At 71.0% G+C, this 26,225-nt stretch carries 25 protein-coding genes and 1 pseudogene; 18 read left to right on the top strand and 8 right to left on the bottom strand.

The genetic code is table 11. The features are described 5' to 3' along the window. Positions 1-35: 35 nt before the first annotated feature. The 4 genes and pseudogenes from AB0J57_RS28215 to AB0J57_RS28200 all read right to left on the bottom strand — a co-directional run bounded on the left by AB0J57_RS28215 (position 36) and on the right by AB0J57_RS28200 (position 3,509). Complete coding sequence (locus AB0J57_RS28215) at positions 36-830, bottom strand: NgoMIV family type II restriction endonuclease (protein ID WP_366131146.1); 795 nt, start codon at positions 828-830, stop codon at positions 36-38. A 300-nt stretch (positions 831-1,130) separates the two neighbouring features. Next, a pseudogene (locus tag AB0J57_RS28210) lies at positions 1,131-1,819 on the bottom strand (hypothetical protein); the annotation flags it as partial. A gap of 91 nt (positions 1,820-1,910) precedes the next feature. Further along, a complete protein-coding gene (locus tag AB0J57_RS28205; protein WP_366131145.1) occupies positions 1,911-2,363 on the bottom strand; it encodes an excalibur calcium-binding domain-containing protein in 453 nt (150 codons plus the stop codon). Positions 2,364-2,495: 132 nt separating this feature from the next. After that, on the bottom strand, positions 2,496-3,509 hold the full coding sequence (locus AB0J57_RS28200; protein ID WP_366131144.1) for an SEC-C domain-containing protein: 1,014 nt from the start codon (positions 3,507-3,509) through the stop codon (positions 2,496-2,498). 65 nt (positions 3,510-3,574) lie between these two features. Here AB0J57_RS28200 and AB0J57_RS28195 point away from each other — a divergent pair, with 65 nt between their 5' ends. From AB0J57_RS28195 to AB0J57_RS28180, 4 genes are all read left to right on the top strand, one after another. Beyond that, positions 3,575-4,321 (top strand): class E sortase, encoded by a 747-nt coding sequence (locus AB0J57_RS28195; protein ID WP_366131143.1) that lies wholly within the window; start codon positions 3,575-3,577, stop codon positions 4,319-4,321. A 24-nt stretch (positions 4,322-4,345) separates the two neighbouring features. Beyond that, positions 4,346-4,654 carry a DUF6412 domain-containing protein gene (locus AB0J57_RS28190; protein WP_366131142.1) on the top strand — a complete coding sequence of 103 codons (309 nt, stop codon included), beginning with the start codon at positions 4,346-4,348 and terminating at the stop codon, positions 4,652-4,654. 87 nt (positions 4,655-4,741) lie between these two features. Then, positions 4,742-5,431: a YidC/Oxa1 family membrane protein insertase gene (locus tag AB0J57_RS28185; protein ID WP_366131141.1), complete on the top strand. Its 690-nt coding sequence runs from the start codon at positions 4,742-4,744 to the stop codon at positions 5,429-5,431. A 101-nt stretch (positions 5,432-5,532) separates the two neighbouring features. Beyond that, a complete protein-coding gene (locus AB0J57_RS28180; protein WP_366131140.1) occupies positions 5,533-6,390 on the top strand; it encodes a fumarylacetoacetate hydrolase family protein in 858 nt (285 codons plus the stop codon). 63 nt (positions 6,391-6,453) lie between these two features. Here AB0J57_RS28180 and AB0J57_RS28175 read toward each other — a convergent pair whose 3' ends face one another. Both AB0J57_RS28175 and AB0J57_RS28170 read right to left on the bottom strand, forming a co-directional pair. After that, positions 6,454-6,918, bottom strand: coding sequence for a heme-degrading domain-containing protein (locus AB0J57_RS28175; RefSeq protein ID WP_366131139.1), 465 nt, complete (start codon positions 6,916-6,918; stop codon positions 6,454-6,456). After that, positions 6,915-7,979 (bottom strand): Gfo/Idh/MocA family oxidoreductase, encoded by a 1,065-nt coding sequence (locus tag AB0J57_RS28170; protein WP_366131138.1) that lies wholly within the window; start codon positions 7,977-7,979, stop codon positions 6,915-6,917. Before AB0J57_RS28170 ends, AB0J57_RS28175 begins: the two co-directional genes overlap by 4 nt. A gap of 56 nt (positions 7,980-8,035) precedes the next feature. Between AB0J57_RS28170 and AB0J57_RS28165 the strand changes: the two genes are divergently transcribed. The 14 genes from AB0J57_RS28165 (at position 8,036) to AB0J57_RS28100 (ending at position 21,959) form a co-directional block, all read left to right on the top strand. Beyond that, on the top strand, positions 8,036-9,103 hold the full coding sequence (locus tag AB0J57_RS28165) for an ROK family transcriptional regulator (protein ID WP_366131137.1): 1,068 nt from the start codon (positions 8,036-8,038) through the stop codon (positions 9,101-9,103). A gap of 353 nt (positions 9,104-9,456) precedes the next feature. After that, positions 9,457-10,203, top strand: coding sequence for a hypothetical protein (locus AB0J57_RS28160; RefSeq protein WP_366131136.1), 747 nt, complete (start codon positions 9,457-9,459; stop codon positions 10,201-10,203). A 46-nt stretch (positions 10,204-10,249) separates the two neighbouring features. After that, positions 10,250-11,014, top strand: a complete 765-nt coding sequence (locus AB0J57_RS28155; protein WP_366131278.1) for a GntR family transcriptional regulator — start codon at positions 10,250-10,252, stop codon at positions 11,012-11,014. 103 nt (positions 11,015-11,117) lie between these two features. Next, positions 11,118-12,230 carry a TIGR03364 family FAD-dependent oxidoreductase gene (locus AB0J57_RS28150; RefSeq protein WP_366131135.1) on the top strand — a complete coding sequence of 371 codons (1,113 nt, stop codon included), beginning with the start codon at positions 11,118-11,120 and terminating at the stop codon, positions 12,228-12,230. A gap of 2 nt (positions 12,231-12,232) precedes the next feature. Next, positions 12,233-12,910: a phosphonatase-like hydrolase gene (locus AB0J57_RS28145; RefSeq protein ID WP_366131134.1), complete on the top strand. Its 678-nt coding sequence runs from the start codon at positions 12,233-12,235 to the stop codon at positions 12,908-12,910. Then, a complete protein-coding gene (locus AB0J57_RS28140; protein ID WP_366131133.1) occupies positions 12,907-13,962 on the top strand; it encodes an ABC transporter ATP-binding protein in 1,056 nt (351 codons plus the stop codon). Before AB0J57_RS28145 ends, AB0J57_RS28140 begins: the two co-directional genes overlap by 4 nt. Next, on the top strand, positions 13,959-14,801 hold the full coding sequence (locus AB0J57_RS28135) for a 2-aminoethylphosphonate ABC transporter permease subunit (RefSeq protein WP_366131132.1): 843 nt from the start codon (positions 13,959-13,961) through the stop codon (positions 14,799-14,801). The genes AB0J57_RS28140 and AB0J57_RS28135 overlap by 4 nt, the downstream gene beginning before the upstream one ends. Beyond that, positions 14,782-15,579 carry an ABC transporter permease subunit gene (locus AB0J57_RS28130; protein ID WP_366131131.1) on the top strand — a complete coding sequence of 266 codons (798 nt, stop codon included), beginning with the start codon at positions 14,782-14,784 and terminating at the stop codon, positions 15,577-15,579. The genes AB0J57_RS28135 and AB0J57_RS28130 overlap by 20 nt, the downstream gene beginning before the upstream one ends. A gap of 14 nt (positions 15,580-15,593) precedes the next feature. Further along, positions 15,594-16,655 carry a 2-aminoethylphosphonate ABC transporter substrate-binding protein gene (locus tag AB0J57_RS28125; RefSeq protein ID WP_366131130.1) on the top strand — a complete coding sequence of 354 codons (1,062 nt, stop codon included), beginning with the start codon at positions 15,594-15,596 and terminating at the stop codon, positions 16,653-16,655. A 137-nt stretch (positions 16,656-16,792) separates the two neighbouring features. Next, positions 16,793-18,316: an alkaline phosphatase family protein gene (locus AB0J57_RS28120; protein ID WP_366131129.1), complete on the top strand. Its 1,524-nt coding sequence runs from the start codon at positions 16,793-16,795 to the stop codon at positions 18,314-18,316. 81 nt (positions 18,317-18,397) lie between these two features. Then, complete coding sequence (locus AB0J57_RS28115) at positions 18,398-19,177, top strand: HAD-IIA family hydrolase (protein WP_366131128.1); 780 nt, start codon at positions 18,398-18,400, stop codon at positions 19,175-19,177. 125 nt (positions 19,178-19,302) lie between these two features. Beyond that, positions 19,303-19,893: a hypothetical protein gene (locus AB0J57_RS28110; protein ID WP_366131127.1), complete on the top strand. Its 591-nt coding sequence runs from the start codon at positions 19,303-19,305 to the stop codon at positions 19,891-19,893. Beyond that, positions 19,890-20,558, top strand: a complete 669-nt coding sequence (locus AB0J57_RS28105) for a class F sortase (RefSeq protein WP_366131277.1) — start codon at positions 19,890-19,892, stop codon at positions 20,556-20,558. Before AB0J57_RS28110 ends, AB0J57_RS28105 begins: the two co-directional genes overlap by 4 nt. A 375-nt stretch (positions 20,559-20,933) precedes the next feature. Further along, positions 20,934-21,959 (top strand): glycoside hydrolase family 6 protein, encoded by a 1,026-nt coding sequence (locus tag AB0J57_RS28100; protein WP_366131126.1) that lies wholly within the window; start codon positions 20,934-20,936, stop codon positions 21,957-21,959. A gap of 58 nt (positions 21,960-22,017) precedes the next feature. On the opposite strand, the gene AB0J57_RS28095 is transcribed toward AB0J57_RS28100, so the two are convergent. Together AB0J57_RS28095 and AB0J57_RS28090 are read right to left on the bottom strand one after the other, a co-directional pair. Beyond that, a complete protein-coding gene (locus tag AB0J57_RS28095; RefSeq protein ID WP_366131125.1) occupies positions 22,018-23,970 on the bottom strand; it encodes a galactose oxidase-like domain-containing protein in 1,953 nt (650 codons plus the stop codon). After that, positions 23,967-25,892 (bottom strand): glycosyltransferase family 2 protein, encoded by a 1,926-nt coding sequence (locus AB0J57_RS28090; protein WP_366131124.1) that lies wholly within the window; start codon positions 25,890-25,892, stop codon positions 23,967-23,969. Before AB0J57_RS28090 ends, AB0J57_RS28095 begins: the two co-directional genes overlap by 4 nt. Between the last annotated feature and the right edge of the window lie 333 nt (positions 25,893-26,225).

Here is a 26,225-nt window from a genome sequence, read left to right as displayed (position 1 = left end):
GCGCTGATCTACATGCCTGGTGCGTTCTCCGCGTATCAGTACCTGACGAGGTCCGTGGTCAGTTGGTTGTAATCCCTCAGCCGGTTCTGCTCTGTCATTTCCTGCCAGAACTCCAACTGAGAGGGTTCGTTCTTCCTGTATCTGACGCTCCCATGGGCCTGGACCGCCGCCTGGGTTTCCTCAAAGGCGAGGTGGTAGACAGTGTCAATTTCGCCGGTTCCGCGAGTAAGTGACGCTAGCCGACTGGGCAATGGCTCTGCCGTCACAGCCACCAGGTGAGGTGCGCGGCCACGGCGGGATCGGACGAGCAGGTTGAATTCGTGCCGGACATTCTGGGCACGGTCTGAACGCAATGTCCATTTGCACGAAACGACGGCGTGGAGCGGGTTGCCCGGTATGTCGAGCGAAATTGTGACGTCAGGGGCGATTTGGTAATCCGTCCCGAGCGTAACCCGTAGGCTTGGAGTTGCGGAGAGGAGTTCACGTAGTTCGGCCAGGTGCTTGTACTGCTCGAAGCTGCGCACATCTTCCCCGCGCTTAACCAGCCACGGTATTTCAGGGCGCAAGTGCGGAAGCTTGGAGATTAGTTCAGCCGTCACTGCATTCTCGAGAGCTGCACCCCGACTTTCTTCCTTCGCGTCGGCCGAATTTGCCGAGACCTTCCGCGTGATTCCCAGCTCATCAAGGACGGACTTTGCTATGCGCATGCTGGTCTTGTTGGCTATGTCGGAGATGTTCGGGGCCCAGCTCTCCCCGCAGACCTCTTGCACCATTTGGTTAGAGGCGGCCTTCCACGCGAGCAGCTCGTGGAACCACTCCGGTGCTGGCATGTCGCCTGCCTTTCGGTGGTGATCGCTTGATATCGCAGTCCTTCGCTGCCTGATCGTAAGGCGTGACCGCTGTCTCATGATCAACGCCGTCTGCCAGGCCTAGCATGGGCCAGCGGAGCGGGCGTCGGCGAGCTGCTTCCGAGCATTCAGCCCGCCGCCGACGCGACAGGTGACAACGGCTGGGACACATCCCGCTGCGCTCCGGGGGGCGTCTGGTCCAAGGCTAAGACCGGCTGGCGCCTTCGGGCCACAGGGTCCGTACCGGGACGCCACTTCGTTCGGCGTACGCGACGACGTCGGCGGGAGGGTGAGCGAAGCGCCCCACAGGGTCGCCGCATGCAGGCCCGTGGGGGCCATGCCCCAGTCTTCCCAATCGAAAATGCAGAACTCCGGCGCAGTCACGTTCGCCCAGTTCAAGTCCGCGTGGGCGGGGACCCACTGGCTCACGGTGGCATCGACATCCTCACGGTGGCATCGACATCGGGGAAGACACGCTGGATGGTCGCTGTCACAAGTTCTTGTGTAATCGTCTCGGTGTCAGGTGTGGCGATCCGATTCGTATGCTGCCCGGCGAGGGCATTCAGCGAGCCACTAAGCGCGGCCCACCATGTGTCCGGCAGATCCGGCGCAACGTCCACTACAGCAGCCCCTACGTGAGCGGCAGGCAGAAGGTCAGTCTCGTCCGCCCGCCACATCACCGTGTCGTCGCTGTCTCACCACGCAATGCCGACGTGCCACCGGGGCTTGGGAATCCCGTGCAGGACCTCGGTGGATGCGGTTCCGTCCCCTCCCTGCACACCGATCCGAACGAGCCCTCGCCGCTCGATCCGCACCCACGTTGCCCGGTCTGTCCGAGCCCCGGCCGACCGACGCTTGCGGACTACCGTCTGACGGTCGAGACGTACCTGGAGAGACCGCTCCACCCGGTCCAGCACTGCATCGACCGGTTCGCGGCGGAGATCAACAGTGCGGGATGCAGGCTGTGTCATGCGTGGACGGTAGCAAGCACCCGAGCTGCCGCACGGACATTCAGCCATGCCCTCCTGGAGGCACGGCACCAAACGAACTAGTGGACTCAGTTCAGCCGTTGTCGCAGCCCACGCCGTCGTTGTCCCTGTCGAGGTGGCTGGCGTACCCAGGTTCGCCGCGGTGGACGGGGGCGGCGCCGGCGGCGCGGGCGGCGGCGCAGTTGGCGTAGTAGACGTCGCTGCCCGAACCGGAGTCGCCCGAACCGGCGTTGGCGGGGGCCTCGCGGGTGACCGTCGCCGTCGCCGTAGCCGTGACCGTTTCGGTGACGGTGACCGCTGGGGCGGGGGCGGCGGTAGGGGTGGCGGTGATCGTGGCGGTGGCCGTGGTGGTCACGGTGACGGCAGGAGCGGCCTTGGTGGCGGGCTTGGGGTTGTCCTGGGCGCCCAGGGCTCCGCAGCCGGTGCCGACCAGGAGGAGCAGCAGGCCGCCCGCCCAGACGCGCTTCATGCGGTACAGGGGGCGGGCGGTGGGGGGCTGCTGGGGGTGCTGGTACGGGTTGGTCATGGCACACGTCTCCCTCGCACACAGGACTGGGACTGCGTGGGGGAACAGGGGGCCAGTCGACGGCAGTAGTTAATTGTGAAAGTACTGCATGCGAATGGTGAAGAGGAGGGAAACGGTCCAATTCCTGAACGGTCAGATTCGGACAGTGCCGTGGCAGTCGCCGTACTTCGTGCCCGAGCCGCACCAGCAGGGGGCGGTGCGGGCGGGGGGCCAGGGGGTGGCGCGGCCGCGGGCGGCGAGGGTGGTGGCGTACTGGGGGAGGAGGGCCGCGTTGGAGGGGGAGGTGGACTCGGAGGCGGCGAAGGCTTCGTAGGAGGGGACCGTGCCCTGGACGATGCCCAGGTTGGGGGTGCCCGCGGCGGAGAGTTCGCGGAGGGAGGCCTCGATGTCGGTGAGGTGGGCCGCGTGGGTCGGGTACTCGGATTCGAGCTCCGGGTAGGCGGCGAGGAGCTCGGTCAGCTCGTCGGCCGGCCAGAGCAGGACCGCCACCGGGAAGGGGCGGGACAGGGCCGTGCGGTAGGAGCCCAGCTCGCTGCGGAGGCGGGTGATCTCCGCCTGGAGCTCGGCGGGGTCGGACGAGCCGAGGGACCAGAGTCGCTTGGGGTCGTGCAGCTCGTCCAGCGGGACCGCGCCGGTGTGGAGGCGGTCCGCCAGGACGTCCCAGTCGTCGTGCCGGAGGGCGAGGAGGCGGCGGACGCGGTGGCGGCCCATGAGGAGGGACTGCGTCGGGTACGGGACCTCGTCGTCCGGGGAGGGGACCAGGGTCGTCACGGCGGCCGTGAAGGCCGCTTCGGAGGACTCCAGCTCGTCGTGGGCCTCCAGCGTCTCCGCGACGATCTCCCAGGCGGCCGGGTCGGAGGGGGTCGTCGCGCGGATGCCCTCGATGATGGCGCGGGCCTCGGCCTCGTGGCCGTACTCCCAGAGGTTGGCCGCCTTCAGGGCCTTGATCAGGTGCGGGTTCTCCGGGGGCGGCGTCGCGGCCAGGAGGTCGTCGTACAGCGTCGTCGCGCGAGCGCGGGCACCGGCCAGCTCCAGGTGGGCGGCCGCCTGGAGGAGCAGCGGTTCGCGGTCCTCGGGGTACTGCGCCGCGGTGCGCAGCAGACGCTCGGCTTCGGTGATGTGATCGGCAGGCGTGTCGGGGCGCATGGGGGACACCGTACTGCTGTGCGGCGGGTCTGGTGGGTTGTCGGGGCAGCACCTATGGTGCCCGCGTGCGCGAGCGGATACCGGTGGTGGTACGGCAGCGGCAGGGCGGGTGGCGCGGGACGCTCGCCCGGGGGGTTTGGGTCGGGGCCGAGATCCTGGTTACGGTCGGGGTCGTCCTGATGCTCCTCGTCGTCCACCAGTTCTGGTGGACCAACCAGCAGGCCCGCGCCGGTGCCCAGCGGCAGGTCCACGCCCTGGAGCGGGAGTGGGGAGGGAGGGCGGTCGTCCGGCCTCCTGCCCCGTCGCCCTCGGTCGTGGGGGGAGGGGAAGAAGGGGAGAGCGGGGGCCGGGCCTCCGGTGGGGCGGCACGTCCGACCGTACGGCAGCCTCCCGCGTACGCCATCCTCCGCATCCCCGCCCTCCGGCTCGCCGTACCCATCGGCCGGGGCGTCGGCAAACCGCTCCTCGACAAGGGGTACGCCGGCCACTACCCCGGCACCGCCCAGCCCGGGCAGGCGGGAAACTTCGCCCTCGCCGGGCACCGCAACACCCACGGCGAGCCGTTCCGCCACATCAACCGGCTCCGGAAGGGCGACGAGATCATCGTCGAGACACGGGACGGGGTGTTCACGTACGTCGTCGACCGCACGCTCGCGCGGACCTCGCCCCGGGACACCGCCGCCATCGCCCCCGTACCGAAGGGGTACAGCGAGCCGGGCTACTACGTGACGCTCACCACGTGTACGCCCGAGTACAGTTCGGCGTACCGGCTCATCGTGTGGGGGGAACTCCGTTCGATGCGGCCACGTTAGAGGCACGAGAGGGGGAGGGGGATCATGAGTCGTCTCGTCGCGCCGCTGGCGCGCTGCGGCCTCGTCGGCTTCCTGCTGTTCCTCTTCTCCGAGGGCCTGTACGCCGAGGGCGGCGCCCTCTCCGCTGCCGTGGCGCTCGCCGCCGTCGGCTCCGAGCTCGTCGCGTGCGCCGTCATCGCCGCGCGCTGCGTGCCCGCCGTACCGCCGACCCGGGTGCGTACGGCCATCCGCGACCGTGAGCAGCGCACCGCGTTCCTGCCACAGTGCGATCCCGACGCCTCCGGGCGCCGGCGGCCCCGAGCGCCCGGCCGTCTCCTTCCGACGGCCGCGTAGGGGCTCCGCTTCCAGGTCCGCCTCCGCGGTTCGTCATGCCGAGAGTCACTTTCCGGTACGACGAGACCCCTCGGAGGGCTCCTTTCCATGTCCGTTTCCGCCTCACTTGTCGAGCAGCTCGCCGCGCTGCTCCAGCCGCTGTTCCACGGCTCCGCCACGGCCGCCGCCATCGTCGTCTTCACCATGCTCGTACGGCTCGCCGTGCACCCGCTGTCCCGGGCCGCCGCACGCGGGCAGAAGGCGCGTACGCGGCTGGCGCCGCAAGTCGCCGAGCTGCGCAAGAAGCACGCGAAGGACCCCGAGCGGTTGCAGCGGGCCGTGCTGGAGCTGCACGCCAAGGAGAAGGTGTCGCCGCTGGCCGGGTGCCTGCCGAGCCTGTTGCAGGCGCCCGCGTTCTTCCTGATGTATCACCTCTTCTCGGGCGGGAGCCTGAGCGGGCACACCCTGCTCGCCGCGCCCCTCGGCGGGCGCTGGGCGGACGCCCTCGCGGACGGTGGCGTCCTCGGCGCCGCCGGGCTGGTGTACCTGGCGCTGTTCGTGATCGTCGCCGCCGTCGCCACGTACACGTACCGGCGTACCAAGGGGCAGATGGCGGAGATGGGAGACATGGGCGGGGTCATGCCCGGGGGCATGGCGAAGGTGATGCCGCTGCTGTCCTTCGCGACCCTCGTCACCGTCGCCGTCGTCCCCCTGGCCGCCGCGCTCTACGTCGTCACGAGCACCGCCTGGACCGCCGCCGAGCGGGCGTACCTCTACCGGGGCACGTCCACTGGGTGAACGGGGTCTTGCGGGGTGGTCCGATGTCTTGGAGGATCGACCAATCCTCCGATGGCCGCACTCCATCGGCCGGGGCATACCTCGACCACAGGGAGAAGACCATGAAGCTGCTGCGCGTCGGTACGGCGGGCGCCGAGCGCCCCGCGCTGCTCGACCAGGACGGGGTCCTGCGGGACCTGTCGGCGGTCGTCCCGGACATCGACGGGAACCTGCTCTCCGACGCCTCCGCCCTCGACCGGGTCCGCGCCGCCGCCGGCGCCGGTGTGCTGCCCGAACTGGACCCGGCCGGGCTGCGGATCGGGCCGCCGGTGGCGCGTGTCGGCAAGGTCGTGTGCATCGGGCTGAACTACCACGACCACGCCGCCGAGACGGGCCAGGCGACCCCCGCCGAGCCGGTCGTCTTCCTCAAAGCGGCCGACACGGTCGTCGGCCCGGACGACACCGTGCTCGTACCGCGCGGCAGCCGCAAGACCGACTGGGAGGTCGAGCTCGCGGTAGTCATCGGACGTACGGCCCGCTATGTGGACTCCGCGGAGGCCGCCCTCACGCATGTCGCCGGGTACGCGGTCGCCCACGACGTCTCCGAGCGCGAGTTCCAGATCGAGCGCGGCGGCACCTGGGACAAGGGCAAGAACTGCGAGACGTTCAACCCGCTCGGCCCCTGGCTCGTGACGGCCGACGAGGTGCCGGACCCGCAGGCGCTGTCGCTGAAGCTCTGGGTGAACGGCGAGCTGAAGCAGGACGGCTCCACCTCCGACCAGATCTTCCCGGTGGGGGAAGTGGTGCGGTACGTCAGCCAGTTCATGACGCTGTACCCGGGTGACGTCATCAACACCGGTACGCCGGCGGGCGTGGCCATGGGCCAGCCGGAGCCGAAGCCGTTCCTGCGGGCCGGGGACGTCGTGGAGCTGGAGGTCGAGGGCCTCGGGCGGCAGCGGCAGGAGCTCAAGGACGCGTGACGTCAGGCGGGAAAAGGAAGGCGGGCCACCCCTCGGGGGAGGGGGGTGGCCCGCCGGTCTTTGTTACGCGCCGGTGAGGCGTTCCAGGGCCTCCACCACCAGCGCGTGGTCCTCGGCCTGGGGCAGGCCCGACACGGTGACCGTGCCGATGACGCCCGCGCCCGTCACCGTGATGGGGAACGAGCCGCCGTGGGCCGCGTAGTGGTCCGGGTCCAGGCGGGAGTCCGTGTCGAAGGACTTGCCCTTGGCGCGGAAGCGGGCGCCGACGAGGAGGGAGCTCTCGGCGTACCGCTCGACGACGCGGCGCTTGCGGTCGATCCAGGCGTCGTTGTCCGCGCTGGAGCCGGGCAGGGCGGCGTGGAAGAGCTGCTGGCCGCCGCGCCGGATGTCGATGGCGACCGGGGCGCGGCGCTCGCGGGCCAGGTCCACCAGGAGCGTGCCGAGCGTCCAGGCGTCGTCGTACGTGAAGCGGGGGAGGGTGAGGCGGGCCTGCTGCTCCTCCAGCTCCGCGAGGGTGGGAGCGGTCACAGCGTCACCGTCACACCGTCGCGGGCCGACCGGCGCGCCGCCTCCAGGACGTCCAGCGCGGCCGCCGCCTCGTGCGCGGTGACCGGCGGGGGCGTGCCGTCACGCAGGGCGGCGGCGATGGCCGCGTAGTAGGCGGGGTGGTCGCCGGGGAGGGACTCGACCGGGGTGCCGCCGCCGGTGAGGGGGGACTCGCCGGCGCCGAGGGCGCCCCACATGGACTCCGGTTCGGCGCCCCACCCCGCGCCCGGGCGCTCGCCCGCGCGCAGCGCCGCCTCCTGGGGGTCCAGGCCGTACTTCACGTACCCGGCCCGGGAGCCCAGCACCCGGAAGCGCGGGCCCAACTGGGCGGTGGTGGCGCTGACGTACAGGTGGGAACGGACACCGTTGGTGTGCGTGAGCGCGATGAACGTGTCGTCGTCCGCCTCGGCGCCCGGGCGGCGTACGTCCGACTCGGCGTACACCCGCGCGACGGGGCCGAAGAGCACCAGCGCCTGGTCGACGACATGGCTGCCCAGGTCGTACAGCAGACCGCCGAACTCCTCCGGCGCCCCCGACTCCCGCCAGCCGCCCTTGAGCTGCGGCCGCCACCGCTCGAAGCGGGACTCGAAGCGCTGTACGTCGCCCAGCCCGCCCCGGTCGAGGAGGGCGCGGAGGGTCAGGAAGTCGTTGTCCCAGCGGCGGTTCTGGAAGACGGACAGGAGCAGGCCGCGCTCGTCGGCGAGGGCGGCGAGCCCGCGCGCCTCCGCCGCCGTGCCGGCGACCGGCTTGTCGACCACGACCGGCAGACCCGCCTTGAGGGCGGCGGTCGCGAGCGGGACGTGCGTCTTGTTGGGGGACGCGATCACGACCAGGTCCAGCTCGCCGGCCCGCGCCCACAGCTCGTCCGCCGACGCGGCGATGCGGACGTCGCCGAACGCGCCGCGGGCCTGCTGCTGCCGCTCCGGATTGGCGGTGACGACCGTGTCGAGGACCAGCCCCTCGGTGGCGGCGATCAGCGGGGCGTGGAAGACGGACCCCGCCAGGCCGTAGCCGACGAGTCCGACGCGGAGCGGTCGAGTCATGCCCGCCACTTAAGCAACGCTGTTGCCAAAGTGCAAGTGGACGCGACAATGGGACGGTGAACAGCGATACGGGTGTGAACCTGCCGGCCCTCCGCAGCCACAATGCCGCGCTGGTGCTCAACCTGCTGCGCACGGCGGGCGAGGACGGGGCCAGCCGGCTGGAACTCGCCGAGCGGACCGGGCTCACCCCCCAGGCGGTCAGCAAGATCACCGGTCGGCTGCGGGACGAGGGGCTCGCCGTCGACGCGGGCCGGCGCGCCTCCACGGGCGGCAAGCCGCGCACCGTCCTGCGCCTGGCGCCCCGCGCCGCCCACGCGGTGGGCCTGCACCTCGACCGCGACGAGCTCACCGCGGTCCTCGTCGACCTGTCGGGCGCCGTCGTCACGGCGAGCGTCGTCCCGCTGGACCTGGGGTGGGGAGCCGAGGTCGTCATGGACGTGGTGGCGGGGGAGGTCGCCGCGCTCGCCACCCGGACCGTCCTCGGCATCGGCGTCGCCATGCCGGGGCCGCTCGACCACGCGGCGGGCGTCCCGCACCGGGTGACCGGCTTCCCCGAGTGGGACGGCTTCCCGCTGCGCGACGAGCTCGCCCGGCGGCTCGGGCTGCCCGTGGTGCTCGACAAGGACACGAACACGGCGGCGCTCAGCCTCGCGCTGAACGGGGTGGGCGGGGACTCGTTCGCGTACCTCCACCTCGGTACGGGGCTGGGCGCGGGCCTCGTCCTCGGCGGCGCGGTGTACCGGGGCGCGCGGACGGGGGCGGGGGAGTTCGGGCACCAGACCATCCAGTTGGACGGCCCCGTGTGCGGGTGCGGCGGGTACGGGTGCCTGGAGGCGCTGTGCCTGGCCGCCGTCGCGCGGGGCGATCTCGCGGAGGCGGCCAGGGTGCTGGGTGCGGGGGCGGCGAACCTGGTCAAGCTGCTGGACATCGACCGTGTCCTGCTCGGTGGCCGGGTGGTGACCGGCGCGGCCGAGCCGTTCCTGCGGGGCGTGCGCGCCGTCCTGGAGGAGCGCGCCCGGCGCGGGGGCGACGCCGCGGTGCCCGTGGCCCTCGCGGAGGGCTCGGCCCATCCGGTGGCGGAGGGCGCGGCGCAGTTGATCCTGGCGCCGGTGTTCGGACGGTAGGGCGCCGCCCGGTGGGGCACCGGGACCTGGGCGCCGCCCCGTGGGGCACCGTGAGCTGGGCGCCGCCCCAGCTCCTCCGTTGTGCCCACCCGTTCCGCCCTGCGGAACGACTGCCCACAACGGGGGGTGGGGGTGGCGGAGGACGGCTGCCCACAACGGGGGGGGTGGGGGTGGCGGAGGACGGCTGCCCACAACGGGGGTGGGGGAGGCCCCGGGGCGGCTGCGCCCGATGCGCCGTTCGGGGGCATCCGCGCCGCCGTACGGCGGGATGTCGTCGTCGCGTCGGTGTGTCGACGGGCTCGTGGGGGACGTTCTCGGCGTACGACCGTCCACGCCGCCGCCAAAGGTCCGCCATGCGACTGCGCAACGTCACCGCCCTCGGCGCCACCGTCGCCGTCGCCGTACTCGGGCTCACCGCGGCCGCACCGGCCGACGGCACCGGCACCGGGGCGTTCGAAGCCGCCGCCCCCGACCGGCAGCCCACCTGCGGCAACCCCTCCTCCGCCGACTTCCCGATCCGTACCCGCATCAGCGGCGGACCCCCCGCGTACCGCCCCGGCGGCGGCTTCCACACCTGGACCGTCCAGCTCACCAACACCACCAGCGAGCCCTGCGGCAACATCCACCCCGTGATCGTCTTCACCGACCGGGCCCGCACGCTGAAGCCGGGCCAGATCCAGCTCGAGTTCTACGAGGACGGCGGCCGCCGCCAGTACCCCGTCACCATCGAGGAGACCGACGAGAGCGAACTCGTCGGCGTCCTGGACGACGGTGCCGACCGCTTCCGCGGCTTCACCGTCCCGCCCGGCCGGACCGTCACCGTGCCCGTCCGGCTCGCCTTCACCTCGGACGCCCGGCCCGACGCGGTCACCGCCAACGCCGCGATCGTCCAGCGGCGCGGCGGCGACGGCGACTGGGTGGGCGAGTCGGCCGACTACCGGTTCACCCTCGCCGACGAGGAGCCCGCCAGTGAGTTCGCCGAGGAGCTGCCCAGGACCGGCCGGAACGTCCTGATCGTCGCCGGCGCCTCCGTCCTCGCCTTCCTCCTCGGCGCCGGGACGCTCTCCCTGGCCGGGTGGCTCCGGGGCCGTAGGAGCTGACGCCGGCCGTTCACGTACGTCTGCGACCATCCCGTCCGTGGACAACGTGGACTACCCGAACGGCCAGGCACCTGGCGCACCCGTCCGCTCCGGCATCCCGGAGCACGGCCGCATCCCCAAGTACTACGCGGTCAAGGCCCATGTCGCCGCGCTCATCGAGGAGTTGGGGGAGGGCCAGGCCCTGCCCGCCGAGCGGGACCTCGCCGTACGGTACGAGGTCTCCCGCGAGACCGTGCGCCAGGCTCTGCGCGAGCTGCTGCTCGAAGGCCGGCTGCGCCGCCAGGGGCGCGGCACGGTCGTCGCCGGGCCCAAACTGGAGCAGCCGCTGTCGCTGGCCAGCTACACCGAGGGTGTACGCCGCCAGGGCCGCCGCCCCGGCCGTAACCTCGTCACCCTCGACCGCTTCCCCTGCCCGGCCGCGCTCGCCGCCGACCTGGGCACCGAGCCCGGTGAGCCGGTCTGGCACATGGAGCGCGTGCTGCTCGCCGACGACGAGCGGGTCGGCCTGGAGAGCACGTACGTCACCGAGGCCCGCGTACCGCGCCTGGACGCCGACTTCAACCCTGACTCGTCCTTCTACGCCTACCTCCGCGAGCGGCTCGGCATCGAGTTCGGTGACGCCGACGAACGCATCGAGACCGTGCTGGCCACCCCCCGCGAGGCGCTGCTCATCGGCACCCCGCCCGCCCTGCCGATGCTGCTGCTCCACCGCCGCTCGCGGGACACGGCGGGCCACCCGCTGGAGCGGGTGCGCACCCTCTACCGGGGCGACCGGTTCAGCTTCACGACGCACCTCGGGGCCCAGGAGTAAGTCACGGAAAGGTAACGGGTCTAGGCCAAGCTTGAGGGGCCGTTCACCCTCCCGTCGCCGACCCGACCCGCCCGCGCCACCCACCACCACGACCGTTTCCGGCGTGAGAGTCATCGTCGTAGGAGCCGGCGTGGTGGGCACCATGCACGCCTGGCACGCAGTGGAACGCGGCCACGAGGTCGTACAGATCGAGCGTGAGAGCGAGGCCCGCGGCGCCTCCCTGCGCAACTTCGGCCAGATCTGGGTGAGCGGCCGCGCGGGTGGCGAGGAGCTGGAAACGGCCCTGCGCGCCCGGGAGTTGTGGGAGGGCATCGGGGCCCGTGTCCCGGAGCTGGGCTTTCGGGCCATCGGCTCGCTCACGCCCGTCCGCACCGACCTGGAACTGGCCGTCGCCGAAGCCGCGGTCGCCCGCCCCGACGCCGCCGCCCGGGGCTTCAAGATGGTCACCGCCGACGACGCCCGCGCCATGAACCCCGCCCTCCGCGGCGACTTCCGCGCCGCCCTGTGGTGCGAACGGGACGCGGCCGTCGAGCCCCGCACGGCCCAACTCGCCCTGAGGCAGGCCCTCAACGCCTCCGGGCGGTACACCTTCCTGCCCGGCCGCGAGGTCCGCGACGTCATCGGCGAGAACGCCGTACGCGACGACCACGGCGACGTCCACACCGGTGACGCCGTCGTCCTGTGCACCGGCGCCTGGCTCGGCGGGCTCGTCCGGGAGGTCGCCGGTGACATCCCCGTACGCCGCGTACGCCTCCAGATGATGCAGACCGATCCGCTCGACGAGCCCCTGACCACCTCCGTCGCCGACGCCGACAGCTTCCGCTACTACCCGGCCTACGAATCCGCCGCCCTGGAGGCCCGGCAGGCCCAGGAGCCGGTCGCCGCCGCGCACAAGATGCAACTGCTCATGGTCCAGCGCCTCGACGGCGGGCTGACCATCGGCGACACCCACGAGTACGAGCACCCCTTCGCCTTCGACACCCTCGAAGACCCCTACGAGCACCTCACCCGTGTCGTCGAGTCCCTCCTCGGCCGCCCGCTGCCGCCCGTCCGCCGCCGCTGGGCCGGGGTGTACGCGCAGTGCACCGACACCGGCCGCGTCGTCCACCGCCAGCAGGTGCGTGACGGCGTCTGGCTGGTCACCGGCCCCGGCGGGCGCGGCATGACCTGCTCGCCCGCCATCGCCGAAACGACCGCGAACGAACTGGGATGGTGACCATGACGATCAAGCTTGTCGTTCTCGACATGGCCGGTACCACCGTCGCCGACGGCGGCCTCGTCGAGGAGGCCTTCGCCGCGGCCGCCCGCGCGCTGGGCACCGAACCGGACGAGCACATGCTCGGCCACGTCCGCGCCACCATGGGCGAGTCCAAGATCTCCGTCTTCCGCCACCTCTTCGGCGACGAGACCCGCGCCCAGCGGGCCAGCACCGCTTTCGAGGAGGCGTACGGGAAGCTCGTCGCCGACGGGCGGATCGCCCCCGTGCCCGGCGCCGCCGACGCCGTCTCCGAACTGCGGGACCAGGGCCGCACCGTGGTCCTGACCACCGGGTTCGCGCGCGTCACACAGGACGCCATCCTCGACGCGCTCGGCTGGCGCGACCTCGCCGGGCTGACCCTGTGCCCGGCCGACACGCCCGGCGGACGCGGGCGCCCGTACCCGGACATGGTCCTCACCGCCCTGCTCGGGACCGGCGCGGCGGACGGCGTCCAGGGCGTCGCGGTCGCCGGCGACACCGCGTACGACATGCTCAGCGGCGTGCGCGCCGGGGCGCGGGTCGTCGCCGGTGTGCTGACCGGTGCGCACGACGCCGAGGCACTCCGGGGCGCGGGCGCCACGCACGTCCTCGGCTCGGTCGCCGAACTGCCGCCGCTGCTGCGACGGGTCGAGTCGTGAGCGGCAGCGGCATCCGCTTCGAGCAGGTCTCCGTCGCGTACGGCGAGAACGTCGTCCTCGACTCCCTCGACTTGACCGTCGAGCCCGGCGAGGTCATGGCGCTGCTCGGACCGTCCGGCTCCGGCAAGACCACCGCGCTGCGCGCCGTCGCCGGGTTCGTACGCCCGGTGTCGGGGCGGGTGGTCATCGGCGACCGTGACGTGACCGCGCTGCCGCCGCACCGGCGCGGCATCGGGATGGTCGTCCAGAGCTACGCGCTGTTCCCGCACATGCGGGTCGAGGACAACGTGGCGTTCGGGCTGCGCGCCCGGAAGACGCCGAAGGGCGAGATCCAGGGCCGGGTCGCCGAGGCGCTGGAGCTGACCGGCATGGCCGCGTACGCCGGGCGCTACCCGCGCGAGCTGTCCGGCGGCCAGCAGCAGCGCGTCGCCATCGCGCGGGCGCTCGCCATCCGGCCGGGCGTCCTGCTGCTGGACGAGCCGCTGTCCGCGCTCGACGCGCAACTGCGCTCCGGGATGCTCGCCGAACTGGCCCGGCTGCACCGCGAACTGCCCGACGTGTCCATCCTGTACGTCACCCACGACCAGGTCGAGGCCCTCACGCTCGCCGACCGGATCGCCGTCATGGACCGGGCACGGCTGCGGGACTGCGGCACGCCGCAGGAGCTGTACCGGCGGCCGCGTACGGAGTTCACGGCGTCGTTCGTCGGCAACGCGAACCTCCTGCCGGTGACCGTCGGTCACGGCACCGTGTCCTTCGCGGGCCGCGAGCTGAAGGTGCCGGTTCCGGAGGGCGCGCTCCCTGGCGCGGGCGCCACCCTGTGCGTGCGCCCGCACCTCATGGGGCTCGGCGACGGCCCGAACGCGTTGCGCGGCACGCTCGCCGAGGTCCAGTGGCGGGGCGCCACGCACCGGCTGTACGTCGAGGTCGACGGCCACCGGGTGATGGCCGACCTCCGCGAGCTGCGCGACCCGCCACGCCTGGGCGCCGACGTGACACTGCGCTTCGCCCCGGACGACGCGGTCCTGCTGGGAGCGGGGGTGGCGGGATGAGCGCGCCGGCGTCCGCGGGCGCGTCCGCGAGTCGCGCCGTACCCCCCTGGGTCTGGGCCCTCCCGCCGGTCGCCGTCCTCGGGCTCGTGTTCCTCTACCCGCTCGGGCTGGTCGTGCGCGAATCCCTCGCCCCCGGGGCGTACGGGGACGTCTTCGCGTCCGAGGCGTTCCGGGACGCGCTGGTCACGACCGTGTGGCTGGCGGGCGGGGCGACCGTCGGGTGCCTGGTGCTCGGGTTCGCGCTGGCCCTCGTCATCGCGTTCGTGCCGTTTCCCGGGGGGAAGGCGGTGGCCCGGTTCATCGACGTGTTCCTCTCCTTCCCCTCCTTCCTCATCACGCTCGCGCTCCTCTTCGTCTACGGCACCGTCGGCATGGCCAACGGCCTGTGGACGGACGTCACGGGTGCCGCCGAGGGGCCGTTCCGGTTCCTGACCACGCCGTGGGGCGTGCTGCTGGCCGAGATCACGTACTTCACGCCCTTCGTGATGCGCCCGCTGCTCGCCGCGTTCTCGCAGCTCGACACCGCGCAGTTGGAGGTGGCGTCCTCGCTGGGCGCCGGCCCCGGGCGGATCGTCCGGCGGGTGATCCTGCCCGAGGCGCTGCCCGCCCTCGCGGCGGGCGGGAGCCTCGTCCTCGTCATGTGCCTCAACGAGTTCGGCATCGTGCTGTTCACCGGCGCCAAGGGCGTGACGACCCTGCCGATGCTCGTCTACGGCAAGGCGATCCTCGAATCCGACTATCCGGCCGCGTGCGTCGTCGCCGTCGTCAACATCGCGATCTCCGTGGGGCTGTACGCCCTGTACCGGGGGGTGAGCCGCCGTGCTGGTGCACAGCGCTAAGGGCAGGTGGGCCGCCTGGGCCCTCTTCGCCGTGCTGTTCCTGCCGCTCTTCGCGGTCCCCCTGCTCGTCATCCTCGCCGCGTCGTTCTCGACGAACTGGTCCGGCGCCCTGCCCTCCGGCCCGACCGCCGAGCACTACGCCGCCGCCGTGCGCGGCGAGTCCCTCCGGGCGCTGACCACGAGCCTGATCACCGCCGTGACGGCGAGCCTCCTCGCGCTCGTCGTCGGCACGTGGGCCGCCCTCGCCGCCGCGTCCCTGAAGGAGCGCGGGCGGAGGACCCTCGACGCGCTGTTCATGCTGCCCGTCGCCGTCCCGTCCGTCGTCGTCGGCCTCGCGGTCCTCGTGGCGTTCTCCCAGCCGCCGTTCCTCCTCAACGGCACCCGCTGGATCGTGATCCTGGCCCACACCGTCCTGGTGACGGCCTTCGCGTACCAGTCCGTCTCGGCGGCCCTCCACCGCCTGGACCCGATGTACGAGCAGGCCGCCGCCGGCCTCGGCGCCGGGCCCGTCCGCGTACTCCTCCGCGTGAAGCTCCCGCTCCTGCTGCCGTCCCTGAACGCGGCCGCCGGGCTCTGCTTCGCCCTGTCCATGGGGGAGCTGAGCGCCACGATGATGCTCTATCCGCCGGACTGGCTGCCGCTCCCGGTGCTGATCTTCACCGCCACGGACCGGGGCTCCCTGTTCACCGGCTCGGCCATCGCCGTCGTCCTCATGGCGACGACCCTGTTCGTCCTGCTGGCCGTCTCCCGTATCCGCACCAAAGCCGCCTACCGCTAGGAGAGAACGACGTCATGCTTACCCATGCCTCCAGGCCGCTCGCCGCCCTCGCCGGCAGCCTGCTCCTCGCCGCCGGCCTCACCGCGTGCGGCGGGTCCTCCGCCGCCTCCGACGAGAAGGTCGTCACCGTCTACAGCGCCGACGGCCTCAAGGGCGAGAAGGGCGACGGCTGGTACGACCGGGTCTTCAAAGACTTCGAGAAGGAGACCGGCATCAGGGTCGAGTACGTCGAGGGCGGCTCCGGCGAGATGGTGCAGCGCGCCGTCCGCGAGAAGCGCAACACCCAGGCCGACGTCATCGTCACCCTCCCGCCCTTCATCCAGCAGGCCGGCTCCAAGGGCCTCCTCCAGCCGTACCAGCCGAAGGGCTCCGACCAGGTGAACGGCGCCGACAAGGCGGCCGACGGCACCTGGACGTCCGTCGTCAACAACTACTTCGGGTTCATCCACAACAAGAAGGAGCTCCCCAAGGCCCCCACCACCTGGGAGGAGCTCCTCGACCCGAAGTACGAGAACAAGCTCCAGTACTCCACCCCCGGTGTCGCCGGCGACGGCACCGCCGTCGTCATCAAGGCCTTGCACGACTTCGGCGGCCAGAAGCCGGCCATGGAGTTCCTGAAGAAGCTCCAGGCCAACAACGTCGGCCCGTCCTCCTCCACCTCCAAGCTCGCCCCCAAGGTCGACAAGGGTGAGCTGCTCGTCGCCAACGGCGACGTCCAGATGAACTTCGCCCAGGCCAAGTCCATGCCGAACCTCGGCATCTGGTTCCCGGCCCGGCAGGGCGGGAAGCCCACCACCTTCGCCCTCCCGTACGCCGCCGGGCTCGTCAAGGACGCCCCGCACGCCGCCAACGGCAAGAAGCTCCTCGACTTCATGCTCAGCGAGCAGGCACAGCGCCAGGTCAGCGCCATCGGCGGCGGCTTCCCCGCCCGCGCCGACATCAAGCCCACCGACGCCAACGCCATCGAGCTGGCCGGGCTGATGGAGGGTGTCGACATCTTCGAACCGGACTGGGCCGACATCGACAAGAACCTGACGTCGTACGTCGACGCGTGGAAGACCGCAACGGGCAGCTAGCCAACACGAAGCCAATAGTTCACCGCACGTACCTGGTGCCCCGCGAAAGGTAGCGGAAAGATAACGGGTACGGACCAACGCCCCTGGAGAACCAGGGGCGTTGGCGTGTACGCCGATCCTTCGATGGAGGTTTCCCGATGCCGAACGGCATGTCCCGCCGTACCGTGCTCGTAGCAGCGGCCGGAGCCGCTACGGCGGCAGTGGCCGCCGCCCCGGCCGCCGCCGCGCCCACCCTCCCCAACGGCACCAGCAAGGACAAGGTGCTCGTCGTCGGGATGGACGGGCTGCGCCACGACAGGATCGACGCGGCCGACGCCCCGCACATGAAGGCCATGATGAGAGACGGCACCTACGGCCTGTCCCTGCTGTACGCGAACCCCATGGCCGCCACCTCATCCGGCCCCGGCTGGTCGACCATCTCCACCGGCGTCTGGCCCGACAAGCACGGCGTCAAGGACAACACCTTCACCGGCAAGAACTACGGCACCTACCCCGGCTTCCTGGCCCGCCTCGCCCAGGTGCGGCCCGAGCTGTCCACGTACGCCGCCGTCGACTGGAAGCCGCTGGACACCCAGGGCACCGTCACCCCCGGCGCCGACGCCAAACTGGTCCTCGACGGCGACCGCGACGGGTACGTCGCCCACGACGCCACCATCACCGCCGAGACCGAGTCGATCCTGCGCGACCAGAACCCGGACGTCCTGTTCGTCTACCTCGGCAACACCGACGTGGTCGCGCACGCGAACGGCACCGGGCAGAAGTACCTGGACGCCATAGCCGTCCAGGACGCCCAGCTCGGCCGGATGCTCGCCGCCATCAAGGCCCGCCCCTCGTACGCCACCGAGCGCTGGACGGTCATCGTCGCCACCGACCACGGCCACGTCGACGCGGGCGGCCACGGCGGCAGCTCGATCGAGGAGCGGCGCACCTTCGTCCTCGCCACCGGCCCCGGCATCGCGGCCGGCGCCCGCCCCCTCGACACCCGGCTCGTCGACGTCGCCGCCACCGTGTTCCACCAGCTCGGCATCGTCCCCGACCCGTCCTGGGGCCTGGACGGCAAGCCGATCCAGCAGCGCTCCGCCGACCCCTTCGACACCCTCCAGGCCTCGCTGGCGCAGCGCGTCGACGAGACCGGCATACCCGCCGGGATCCTCGGCTTCACCCACACCCCGCCCAGCGGCTGGTCCGTCATCAACAACGCCATGGGCACGGGCGGCATGACCGAGTGGCGCGGCTGGTCCTTCGCCACCGACGAGTTCTGGTCCCGCACCCAGCGCGACCAGCAGCGCGAGCTCAACGTCCGGGCGCGGGGCGTCTTCGCGGTCGCCGACTCCGACGAGTGGGCGGACAAGTCCTTCTCCGGTACGTACGACTCGACCCTGGTCACCCCCGCGTACAGCGTCACCGGCAAGGCGAAGGTCACGCTGGACTTCACCACCCTCTACCGGCAGGAGGGCAGCCAGAGCGCCCAGGTCCTCGCGTCGTTCAACGGTGGAGCACCGACTCTTGTCAAGAGCTACACGTCCGACGTCATCTCCAAGCCCCAGTCGCTGACCGTCGCCGTCCCTGCCGGGGCCTCCAGCGTCAGCTTCCGCTTCCGTTACACCGGGTCCAACAACTGGTACTGGACGATCGACGGGGTGAAGATCACCGCATCCTGATTAGGCTGGGGGCGTCGCCACAGCGCTGTCGCGGCGTCCCCAGCACGCATGCACGTATCTGTACGGCAGGAGTCCCGCCCCATGGCAGAGCGCAAGCCGATCGAATCCTGGCTCACCGACATGGACGGCGTCCTCATCCACGAGGGCGTTCCCATCCCCGGCGCCGACGCCTTCATCAAGAAGCTGCGGGAAGCGGAGAGGCCCTTCCTGGTCCTCACCAACAACTCCATCTACACCGCCCGCGACCTGCACGCCCGCCTCGCCCGCATGGGCCTGGACGTGCCCGTCGAGAACATCTGGACCTCCGCCCTGGCCACCGCCCAGTTCCTGGACGACCAGCGGCCCGGCGGCACGGCGTACGTCATCGGCGAGGCGGGGCTCACCACCGCGCTGCACGACATCGGCTACATCCTCACCGATCACGACCCCGACTACGTGGTGCTCGGCGAGACCCGCACCTACAGCTTCGAGTCCCTCACCAAGGCGATCCGGCTGATCAACGGCGGGGCCAGGTTCATCTGCACCAACCCCGACGAGACCGGCCCGTCCGCCGAGGGCCCGCTGCCCGCCACCGGCTCGGTCGCCGCGCTGATCACCAAGGCCACCGGCAAGGACCCGTACTTCGCGGGCAAGCCGAACCCGCTGATGATGCGCACCGGGCTGAACGCCATCGGCGCCCACTCGGAGACCAGCGCCATGATCGGCGACCGGATGGACACCGACGTGCTGGCCGGGCTGGAAGCGGGTATGGAGACGTTCCTGGTCCTCACCGGGCTCACCACCCCCGCCGATGTGGACCGCTACCCGTTCCGCCCCTCCACGGTCGTCGACTCGATCGCCGATCTGGTCGATCGCATCTGACCCTTCTCCGGGCCGATCAGCCCAGGTCAGCGGGGCCCGACCGGGTGAAAGACCGGGTGAAAGCCGTCCCCCTGCGGATGCGGAAACCACCGAACGGGGTGAATCTTCAGTGCAGGAGGTTCACGATGCGTTCAGCTCTGTTTGCTCTCCGTGCCGCGGGGACGGCCACCGCCCTCGTCCTGTCGGCCGCGGGAGCCGCGTACGCCGGTGACGGCGATGAGCACCGGGACGGCGAGAAGCACCGGGAGAAGGTGACGGCCCTGGTCGTCCCGGCCACCGTCAAGCCTGGCGGCGACGTGGACATCCAGGTCCACGGCTGCCACGGCAAGCACGGCTCGGTCAGGTCCAAGGCGTTCGTCGCGGAGGCCGAACTGTCCGGCCGCGAAGGCAAGGGCGGCCCGCTGCACGGCGACACCACCGTCAAGTCGCACCTGGACTCCGGTACGTACTCGCTCACCGTCTACTGCGACGGGCGTGACCACCACGACGCCGGCACCGTCCACGTCACCCGCCACACGCCGCCCAGCCCCGTCGCCCCGGTCAAGGCCGGCGGCGGAGGCACCGCGGCGCTCGCCGCCGACGCGCCCAGGGGCGGCGTCGAGGAGCATGGGCCCAGCACCCCGCACACCGTGATCGGCCTGGTGCTGGCGGGCGTCGCGGCCGTCGCCGTCGCGCTGCGCAGCACGCGCCGCCGTCGCCGTACCCGCGCGGACTGACCGTGTCCACCGCACCGCACCCCGCCGGACAGGGCCGGCTGCTCACCGGTGTGGCCTGGGCGCTGTTGCTGCTGGGCCTGTGGCTGTGGGGCAAGGACATCACGGCCGGCCCCGGCGGCCTGTCCGCCCCCACCACCGGTGACGTCGCCGCCGTCGGCCGCCCCCTGGGCGTCCCGCTGCCCCCGGCCCGCCCGCCGATGGGGCCCGCCGCGCCCGAGCGCCTGGAGGTCCCGTCGCTCGGGATCACCGCACCGGTCGTCCCGCGCGCCCTGGACAAGGCGGGCGCGATAGACCCGCCCCCGTACGAGAAGGCGCAGACCGTCGGCTGGTTCGGCGACGGGGCGAAGCCGGGCACGGACGGTGCCGCGCTCTTCGTCGGCCACGTCGACACCGAGACGAAACCGGCCGTCTTCTACGGCCTGAGCTCCGCCCGCCCCGGTGAACGGATCACGGTGAAGCGGACGGACGGCTCGGTCGCCGAGTTCACCATCGACGACGTACAGGTCTTCGCCCGGCACGAGTTCGACCCGAAGAAGGCATACGGGCAGCGCCAGCCCGGCCGGGCCGAACTGCGCCTGATCACCTGCGGCGGCACCTTCGACCGCGCGTCCGGAGCCTATACGGCGAACGTCGTCGTCTCCGCGTACCTCACCGGAGGGACATGACGCACCGACGTGACGCACCACCTGGCCCGGCCGACGGCCCTCCCCGGCTTTACCGGGACCCCCCCATCCCCGGGCCGTCGACCGAGCCGGCCCTCGACCGCGTGAACCCGGGCTGCGGGAGAAGCCCGGCATCGGCGCGGGAGGTCGGGGATGGTCCGGCAGCTCCCGCTCACTGTAGAGCGCCGCACGGACGGGTTCCAGAGCCCATCTGACACCATGTCGCGATCCCGTCGCCCTCGGTGGCGGGCGCGCAGTGGCCCGGGCGGACGCCCTCGTGGCTTTCCGGACAGGTATGCCAGGATGGATTCGACCGGGTTGTCCGGGAGGGGACACCTGGGGGGTGGACCCGCACACAGTGCGCCCAAGGGGGAGTGGATGTACGGCAGTTGCACCGCGCGTGCCCGCGCGAGGGCGGCCGCGGTGGGGGCGGTGGGTGCCGCGGCGGCATTGCTGCTGGCGGGCTGCACCTCCGACGGCGGCACGAAGCCCGAGGCCGTGCCCGGCGTGAGCCAGCAGCCGAAGGCGACCGACCCGTTCTGGGTCAACCCCGGCAGCAAGGCGGCCCAGCAGGTCGCGAGCTATCTGCGGGACGGCAAGAAGGAGGACGCCGAGCTCATCAAGAAGATCGCCTCCCAGCCGGTGGGCGAATGGGTGGGCACGGAGCAGCCGGAGGAGGACGCCCGGGGCTTCACCGAGGCCGCCGCGAAGGCCGACCGGGACGCCGTGCTGGTTCTCTACAACATCCCGCACCGCGACTGCGGTCAGCACTCCGCGGGCGGCGCCGCCGACGGCAACGCGTACCGCGCGTGGCTGGAGAAGGTCGCCAAGGGCATCGGCGACCGGCGGGCGACGGTGATCGTCGAACCGGACGCCGTGATGCACATGGTGGACGGCTGCACCGGGGGCCAGTACCACGAGGAGCGGTACGACCTGCTCAAGGGCGCCGTCAAGCGCCTGAAGCAGCTCCCGAACACCAAGGTGTACCTGGACGCGGGGAACGCCGGCTGGGGCAAGCCGGACCAGATCTTCGAGCCGTTGCAGCGGGCGGGCGTCGGCGAGGCCGACGGCTTCGCGGTGAACGTGGCCAACTTCCAGACCACCGAGGCCAGCAAGGAGTACGGCAAGAAGGTCTCGGCGAAGGTCGGGAACAAGCCGTTCGTCATCGACACCAGCCGCAACGGCAACGGCCCCTACACCGGCGGCGATCCGGCCGAGAACTGGTGCAACCCCCCGGGTCGCGCCCTCGGCGAGACGCCCACCACCAACACGGGCGACCCGCTGGTCGACGCCTACCTGTGGGTCAAGCGCCCGGGCGAGTCGGACGGCGACTGCAAGGGCGGCCCGAAGGCGGGCGACTGGTTCCCGGAGTACGCCCTCGAACTGGCCCGCAACAGCAAGTAGGACCACGGACGCAAGAAGGGGCGCCCCCCTGCGGGGGGCGCCCCTTCTCACGTACGTGCTACGGAACCTCGACCCACACCGCCTCGGACGGCGTGCCCTTGTCGTCGGTGACGAAGAGCATGTACCAGCCGGACGGGACCAGGGAGCGGTTCTTCGGGACGGTGACCTCGATGCCCTTGGCCGTCTTCTTCATCTCCAGGGCGATCGAGCGCTGGTCGACGTCCGTGACGTGGGTGACGGCGCTCGGCCGCATCAGCTTGGCCGTCTTGATCTTCGTGGCGTCCGGGGTCTCGAAGACCCCGCTGTCACCGCGCTCGATCGTCTTGGGGCCACCGGTGATCCTGGGCTTGGAGTCCCGGAAGAGGTAGGGCGGGGTGTAGATCTCGATGCGCTGCTCGAAGACGCCCGGCTTGGTGTTGGCCTTGTCGGCGAAGAGCGAGTCCGAGCCGAAGATCATCACACGCCCGTCGGGCAGCAGCACCGAACCGGAGTGGTAATTGCGCCCCACCCGCGGGTCGGCGACGCGCGTGTACGTACCCGTCTTCGGGTCGTACGTCCGCGCCTCCAGCACGTTGGAGTCGCTGCGGCCCCGGTAGTCCTCCGACCCGCCGGTGACCAGGACGGTGTCGTCCGGCATCAGCGAGGCGCTCGGGTAGCGGGTGCCCTTGTCGAGGGACGCGCCGTCCTTGAAGCGGGGGCTGGGGTCCTTCAGGTCGACCAGCCGGGACTTCTCGCTGGACTCCTGCGACTCGCCGACCCCGCCGCCGCCGATGACCATGAACCGCTGGTCCTGCGCGGGCGGCAGCATGACCGTCGCGGACGTCTCCATCTTGTCCGCGTCGCTCAGGCCGGGGATCTTGTCGAACTTGTTGGTCTCCAGGTCCCAGATGCCCGGGTCACGGCCGACGTCGGCGGGCCCGTACCCGGCGTTGGAGCCGGAGTAGAACAGCTTGCCGTTGTCCATCAGGAAGATCGCCGGGTACGTGGGGAAGCGGCGCTCGATCCCGGTGTACTTCCACGTCTTGGTCTTCGGGTCGTAGATCTCGTCCTTGCCGGGGACGATCTGCCCGATCTCGTCCAGGCCGGAGAGGGCGAGGACCTTGCCGTCCTTGAGCGTGGTCAGCGTCGGGTACCAGCGCGCCTCGTTCATCGGGTCGACCTTGATGTACTTCTCGGCGACCGGGTCGAACTCGAAGGCGTCCCTGATGCCCTGGAAGTCCTTCTTGTCGAGGGCGAGCTTCTGCGCCATGCCGTAGACGTTGCGGGCGTCCTTGCCCTTGAGGCCCTCGACCTTGTAGTTGTCCTCGGTGCCGGTCTCGAACTCCTTGCCGGACTCCTCGGCCTCGACGTAGATCCGGCCCAGGCCCGGCTGGGTGCGCAGGAAGCGGCCGGTGGCCTTGTCGAAGACCTTCTCGGCCTTCTCCACCAGGACCGGGTCCTTGGAGACGAACGTCTTGCCGTTGGCCTTGCCGGTGAACTTCGTCCCGGCGGGCAGCGTGATCGGCTTGTCCGGGTCCTCGTTGTGGACGATCATCAGGCCGCCGGCCTTGGTGACGTCACCCTTGAGCTTCTCGTACCGCTTGGTACCGCCGGCGATGAGCAGCTTCCCGTCGGGCAGTTGGGTGTGCCCGGCGCAGAACATGTCCTTGGGGGTGGGGATCTTCTTGAACTTGTTCGTCTTCGGGTCCCACAGGACCGACTCGAACTTGTTCGCGTCGAAGTTCTTCTGGTTGTTGCCGGACCCCGCGACCAGCAGCACCTTGCCGGTGTGCAGCAGGGCCGCGTGGATGGTGTTGATCCGGAACTCGGAGGGGACGTCGAGGAAGTCCCAGTGGCCGTTGGCGGCTTTGTACTCCGGCTTGTTGATCGTGTACTCGTGGTACTGCTCCGAGCCGTACCGGTACAGGGCCGGTCCGTTGAACCCGGCGACCACAGCAACCACCGCCGTGCCTATCAGGATGCGACGGGCGCGGTTCCTCCGGTGGTTGGGCCGGACGGGCAGGCTGCTCATTTGTTACGTCCCCCAAGGGCGATCTGCATGGTGTCGTTCTGCTCGGCCCAGCTCGGCTTGGCCTGCGGCGCGTGGTCCACGGCCGGTGCGGGCGGATGCGGCTGTCCGCTCCGGTGCCGGTTGGGGCGCTTCTTCTCCTGGCGCAGCATGTACCGCCAGGCGAAGATCGGTGTCGCGGTGATCAGTGTGGCGAACGACGCCCAGATGATCATGGCCGGGTGGGAGTGCCCGAAGATGAAACCGGCGGCCATGGAGGCACCGAAGATACCGATGAAGTACCAGTGGTAGCGGAAGGTCGCGAACCATCGGTCCGGGCTCGCCGAGTCGCCCTTGGGGGTGACCACGAACTTGCTCTTGCGGCGGAGGGCGGAGTCGAGCAGCGCCTTGGCGTAGAGGGGCGCGGACAGCGCGGACATCACCATGCCGGCCACACCGCCGGAGCCCTCCGGCTCGTGCGGGGAGACATTGTGCCGCCGGTTCCAGACGTACAGGCCGATCTGGAGCGCGGAGGCGTTGCCGTAGAGCATCAGCCACACGGTCGGGTCGATGTTCACACCCGAGGCGCCCAGGCCCAGGAACAGCGCGCAACTGAGTGCCGCGAGGATCCAGTTCAGGGCGGACATCGGGTAGAAGATGATCATCATCGTGTAGTTGAAGAGCTTGCTCGGCGGCAGCGAGTACCAGCCCTTCCAGTACTGCTTGAGGATCGTCTCGTACGTGCCCCGGGACCAGCGCATCTGCTGGGTGAAGAAGTCCGTCCAGGCGCTGGGGCCCTCACCGACCGCGAGGACGTCCGGGGTGTAGACCGAGCGCCACTTGTTGCCCGTCGCCGGGTTCTTGTGGCGGTGGATCTCGAAGCCGGTCGCCATGTCCTCGGTGATCGAGTCGTACAGGCCGCCGATCTGCTTGAGCGCCTTGATGCGCACGGCGTTCGACGTGCCGACGAACATGGGCGCGCCGTAGCGGTTGCCCGCGCGCTGGATCAGCGCGTGGAAGAGGAACTGCTGCGACTCGGCGGCCTTGGTGACGAAGTTGTCGTAGTTGCCGTAGACCTGCGGGCCGATGACGAAGCCGACGTCCGGGTCCCGGAAGAAGCCGAGCATGCGCTCCAGGTAGTTCGGCAGCGGCACGTGGTCGGTGTCGACGGAGGCGAAGAAGTCGTACTTGTCGCCGTGCGCGTCCAGCCAGGCGTTGTAGTTGCCGTGCTTGGTCTTGGCGCGGTGGGGACCGGCGGGCTGGTTCCACTTCGCGATGCCCTTGCGGGAGAAGTGGTGCACGCCCAGGCGCTCGCAGACGGCCCTGACCTCGGGGTCGTTGCCCTCGTCGAGCAGCCAGACGTGCATCAGGCCGCGGTGCCGGATCTTCACGGCGGCCTCCAGCGTCTTCGTCACCATCTCCAGGGGCTCCTTGCCCGGGACGAAGGAGGTGAGGAAGGCGACCCGGGTACCGGATTCCGGAACGACCGGGACCGGGTCGCGGGCGACCAGCGTCGCGTGTGCGTTCGACAACACGTTCATGCAGCGGAAGAACTCGATCAGGCCGATCGAGACGAGCATCACCATGTCGAGCGCCGGCAGCCAGTCGAAGGCCGGGTAGTCCCGCTCGGTCCAGTGCTGGGGCTGGAGCAGCCAGGCCAGCAGTACCAGCGAGAGCAGCGGCGCGGCGGCGAGCATCAGCGCGACCCGGATGCGGTGCGGCTCCTGCGAGATCAGGGAGCGGTACTGCACCTTGTACGGCTTGTTCGGGTCCGGCTGGGTGAGGGGTCCGGCGAGCCTGCTGTAGTGCTCGTAGTCGTAGCGGGGCAGCGGCTTCGCGGCGGCGCGCTGCCGGGGTCCGCCGGTCCGGAGCTGCGGGGGTACCCGGAGCTGGGTGGTCCTGGACGGGTCGTTGTCCTGCCGGGCGCCGGTCGGCGTCGACGTCATGAGTCTTCCCCCCGCACGCATGCTGGCTGCGTGATTGGTCGTGTCGTTTCCGTCCGGAGCGCGCGGTCCCCCCTTGGACCGGCGTGTCCCGACGCACAAGTGGCAGGCCACCGTCCCTGTAGACAGGGAAAGACGACCTTCCGGTTGCATGATGCCTGTCACGGCATCCCGTCGTGAACGGGGCCCCCACCCCGCGGTTCCCGCAACCGGAGCATCCCCCGTAACTGCTCCCAACTGCACGAACCTCATGCCCCATTGGGGGGCATCGGCTCCAGGATAGGGTCTACGCCCGCCACTCTTGATCGCAAGGGTGAAACGGACTGTTTGCCGGGC

This window comes from Streptomyces sp. NPDC049837 (assembly GCF_040674455.1).
In the GTDB taxonomy this organism is placed as follows: Bacteria; Actinomycetota; Actinomycetes; order Streptomycetales; family Streptomycetaceae; genus Streptomyces.
This window is presented reverse-complemented; position numbering and strand designations above follow the sequence as displayed.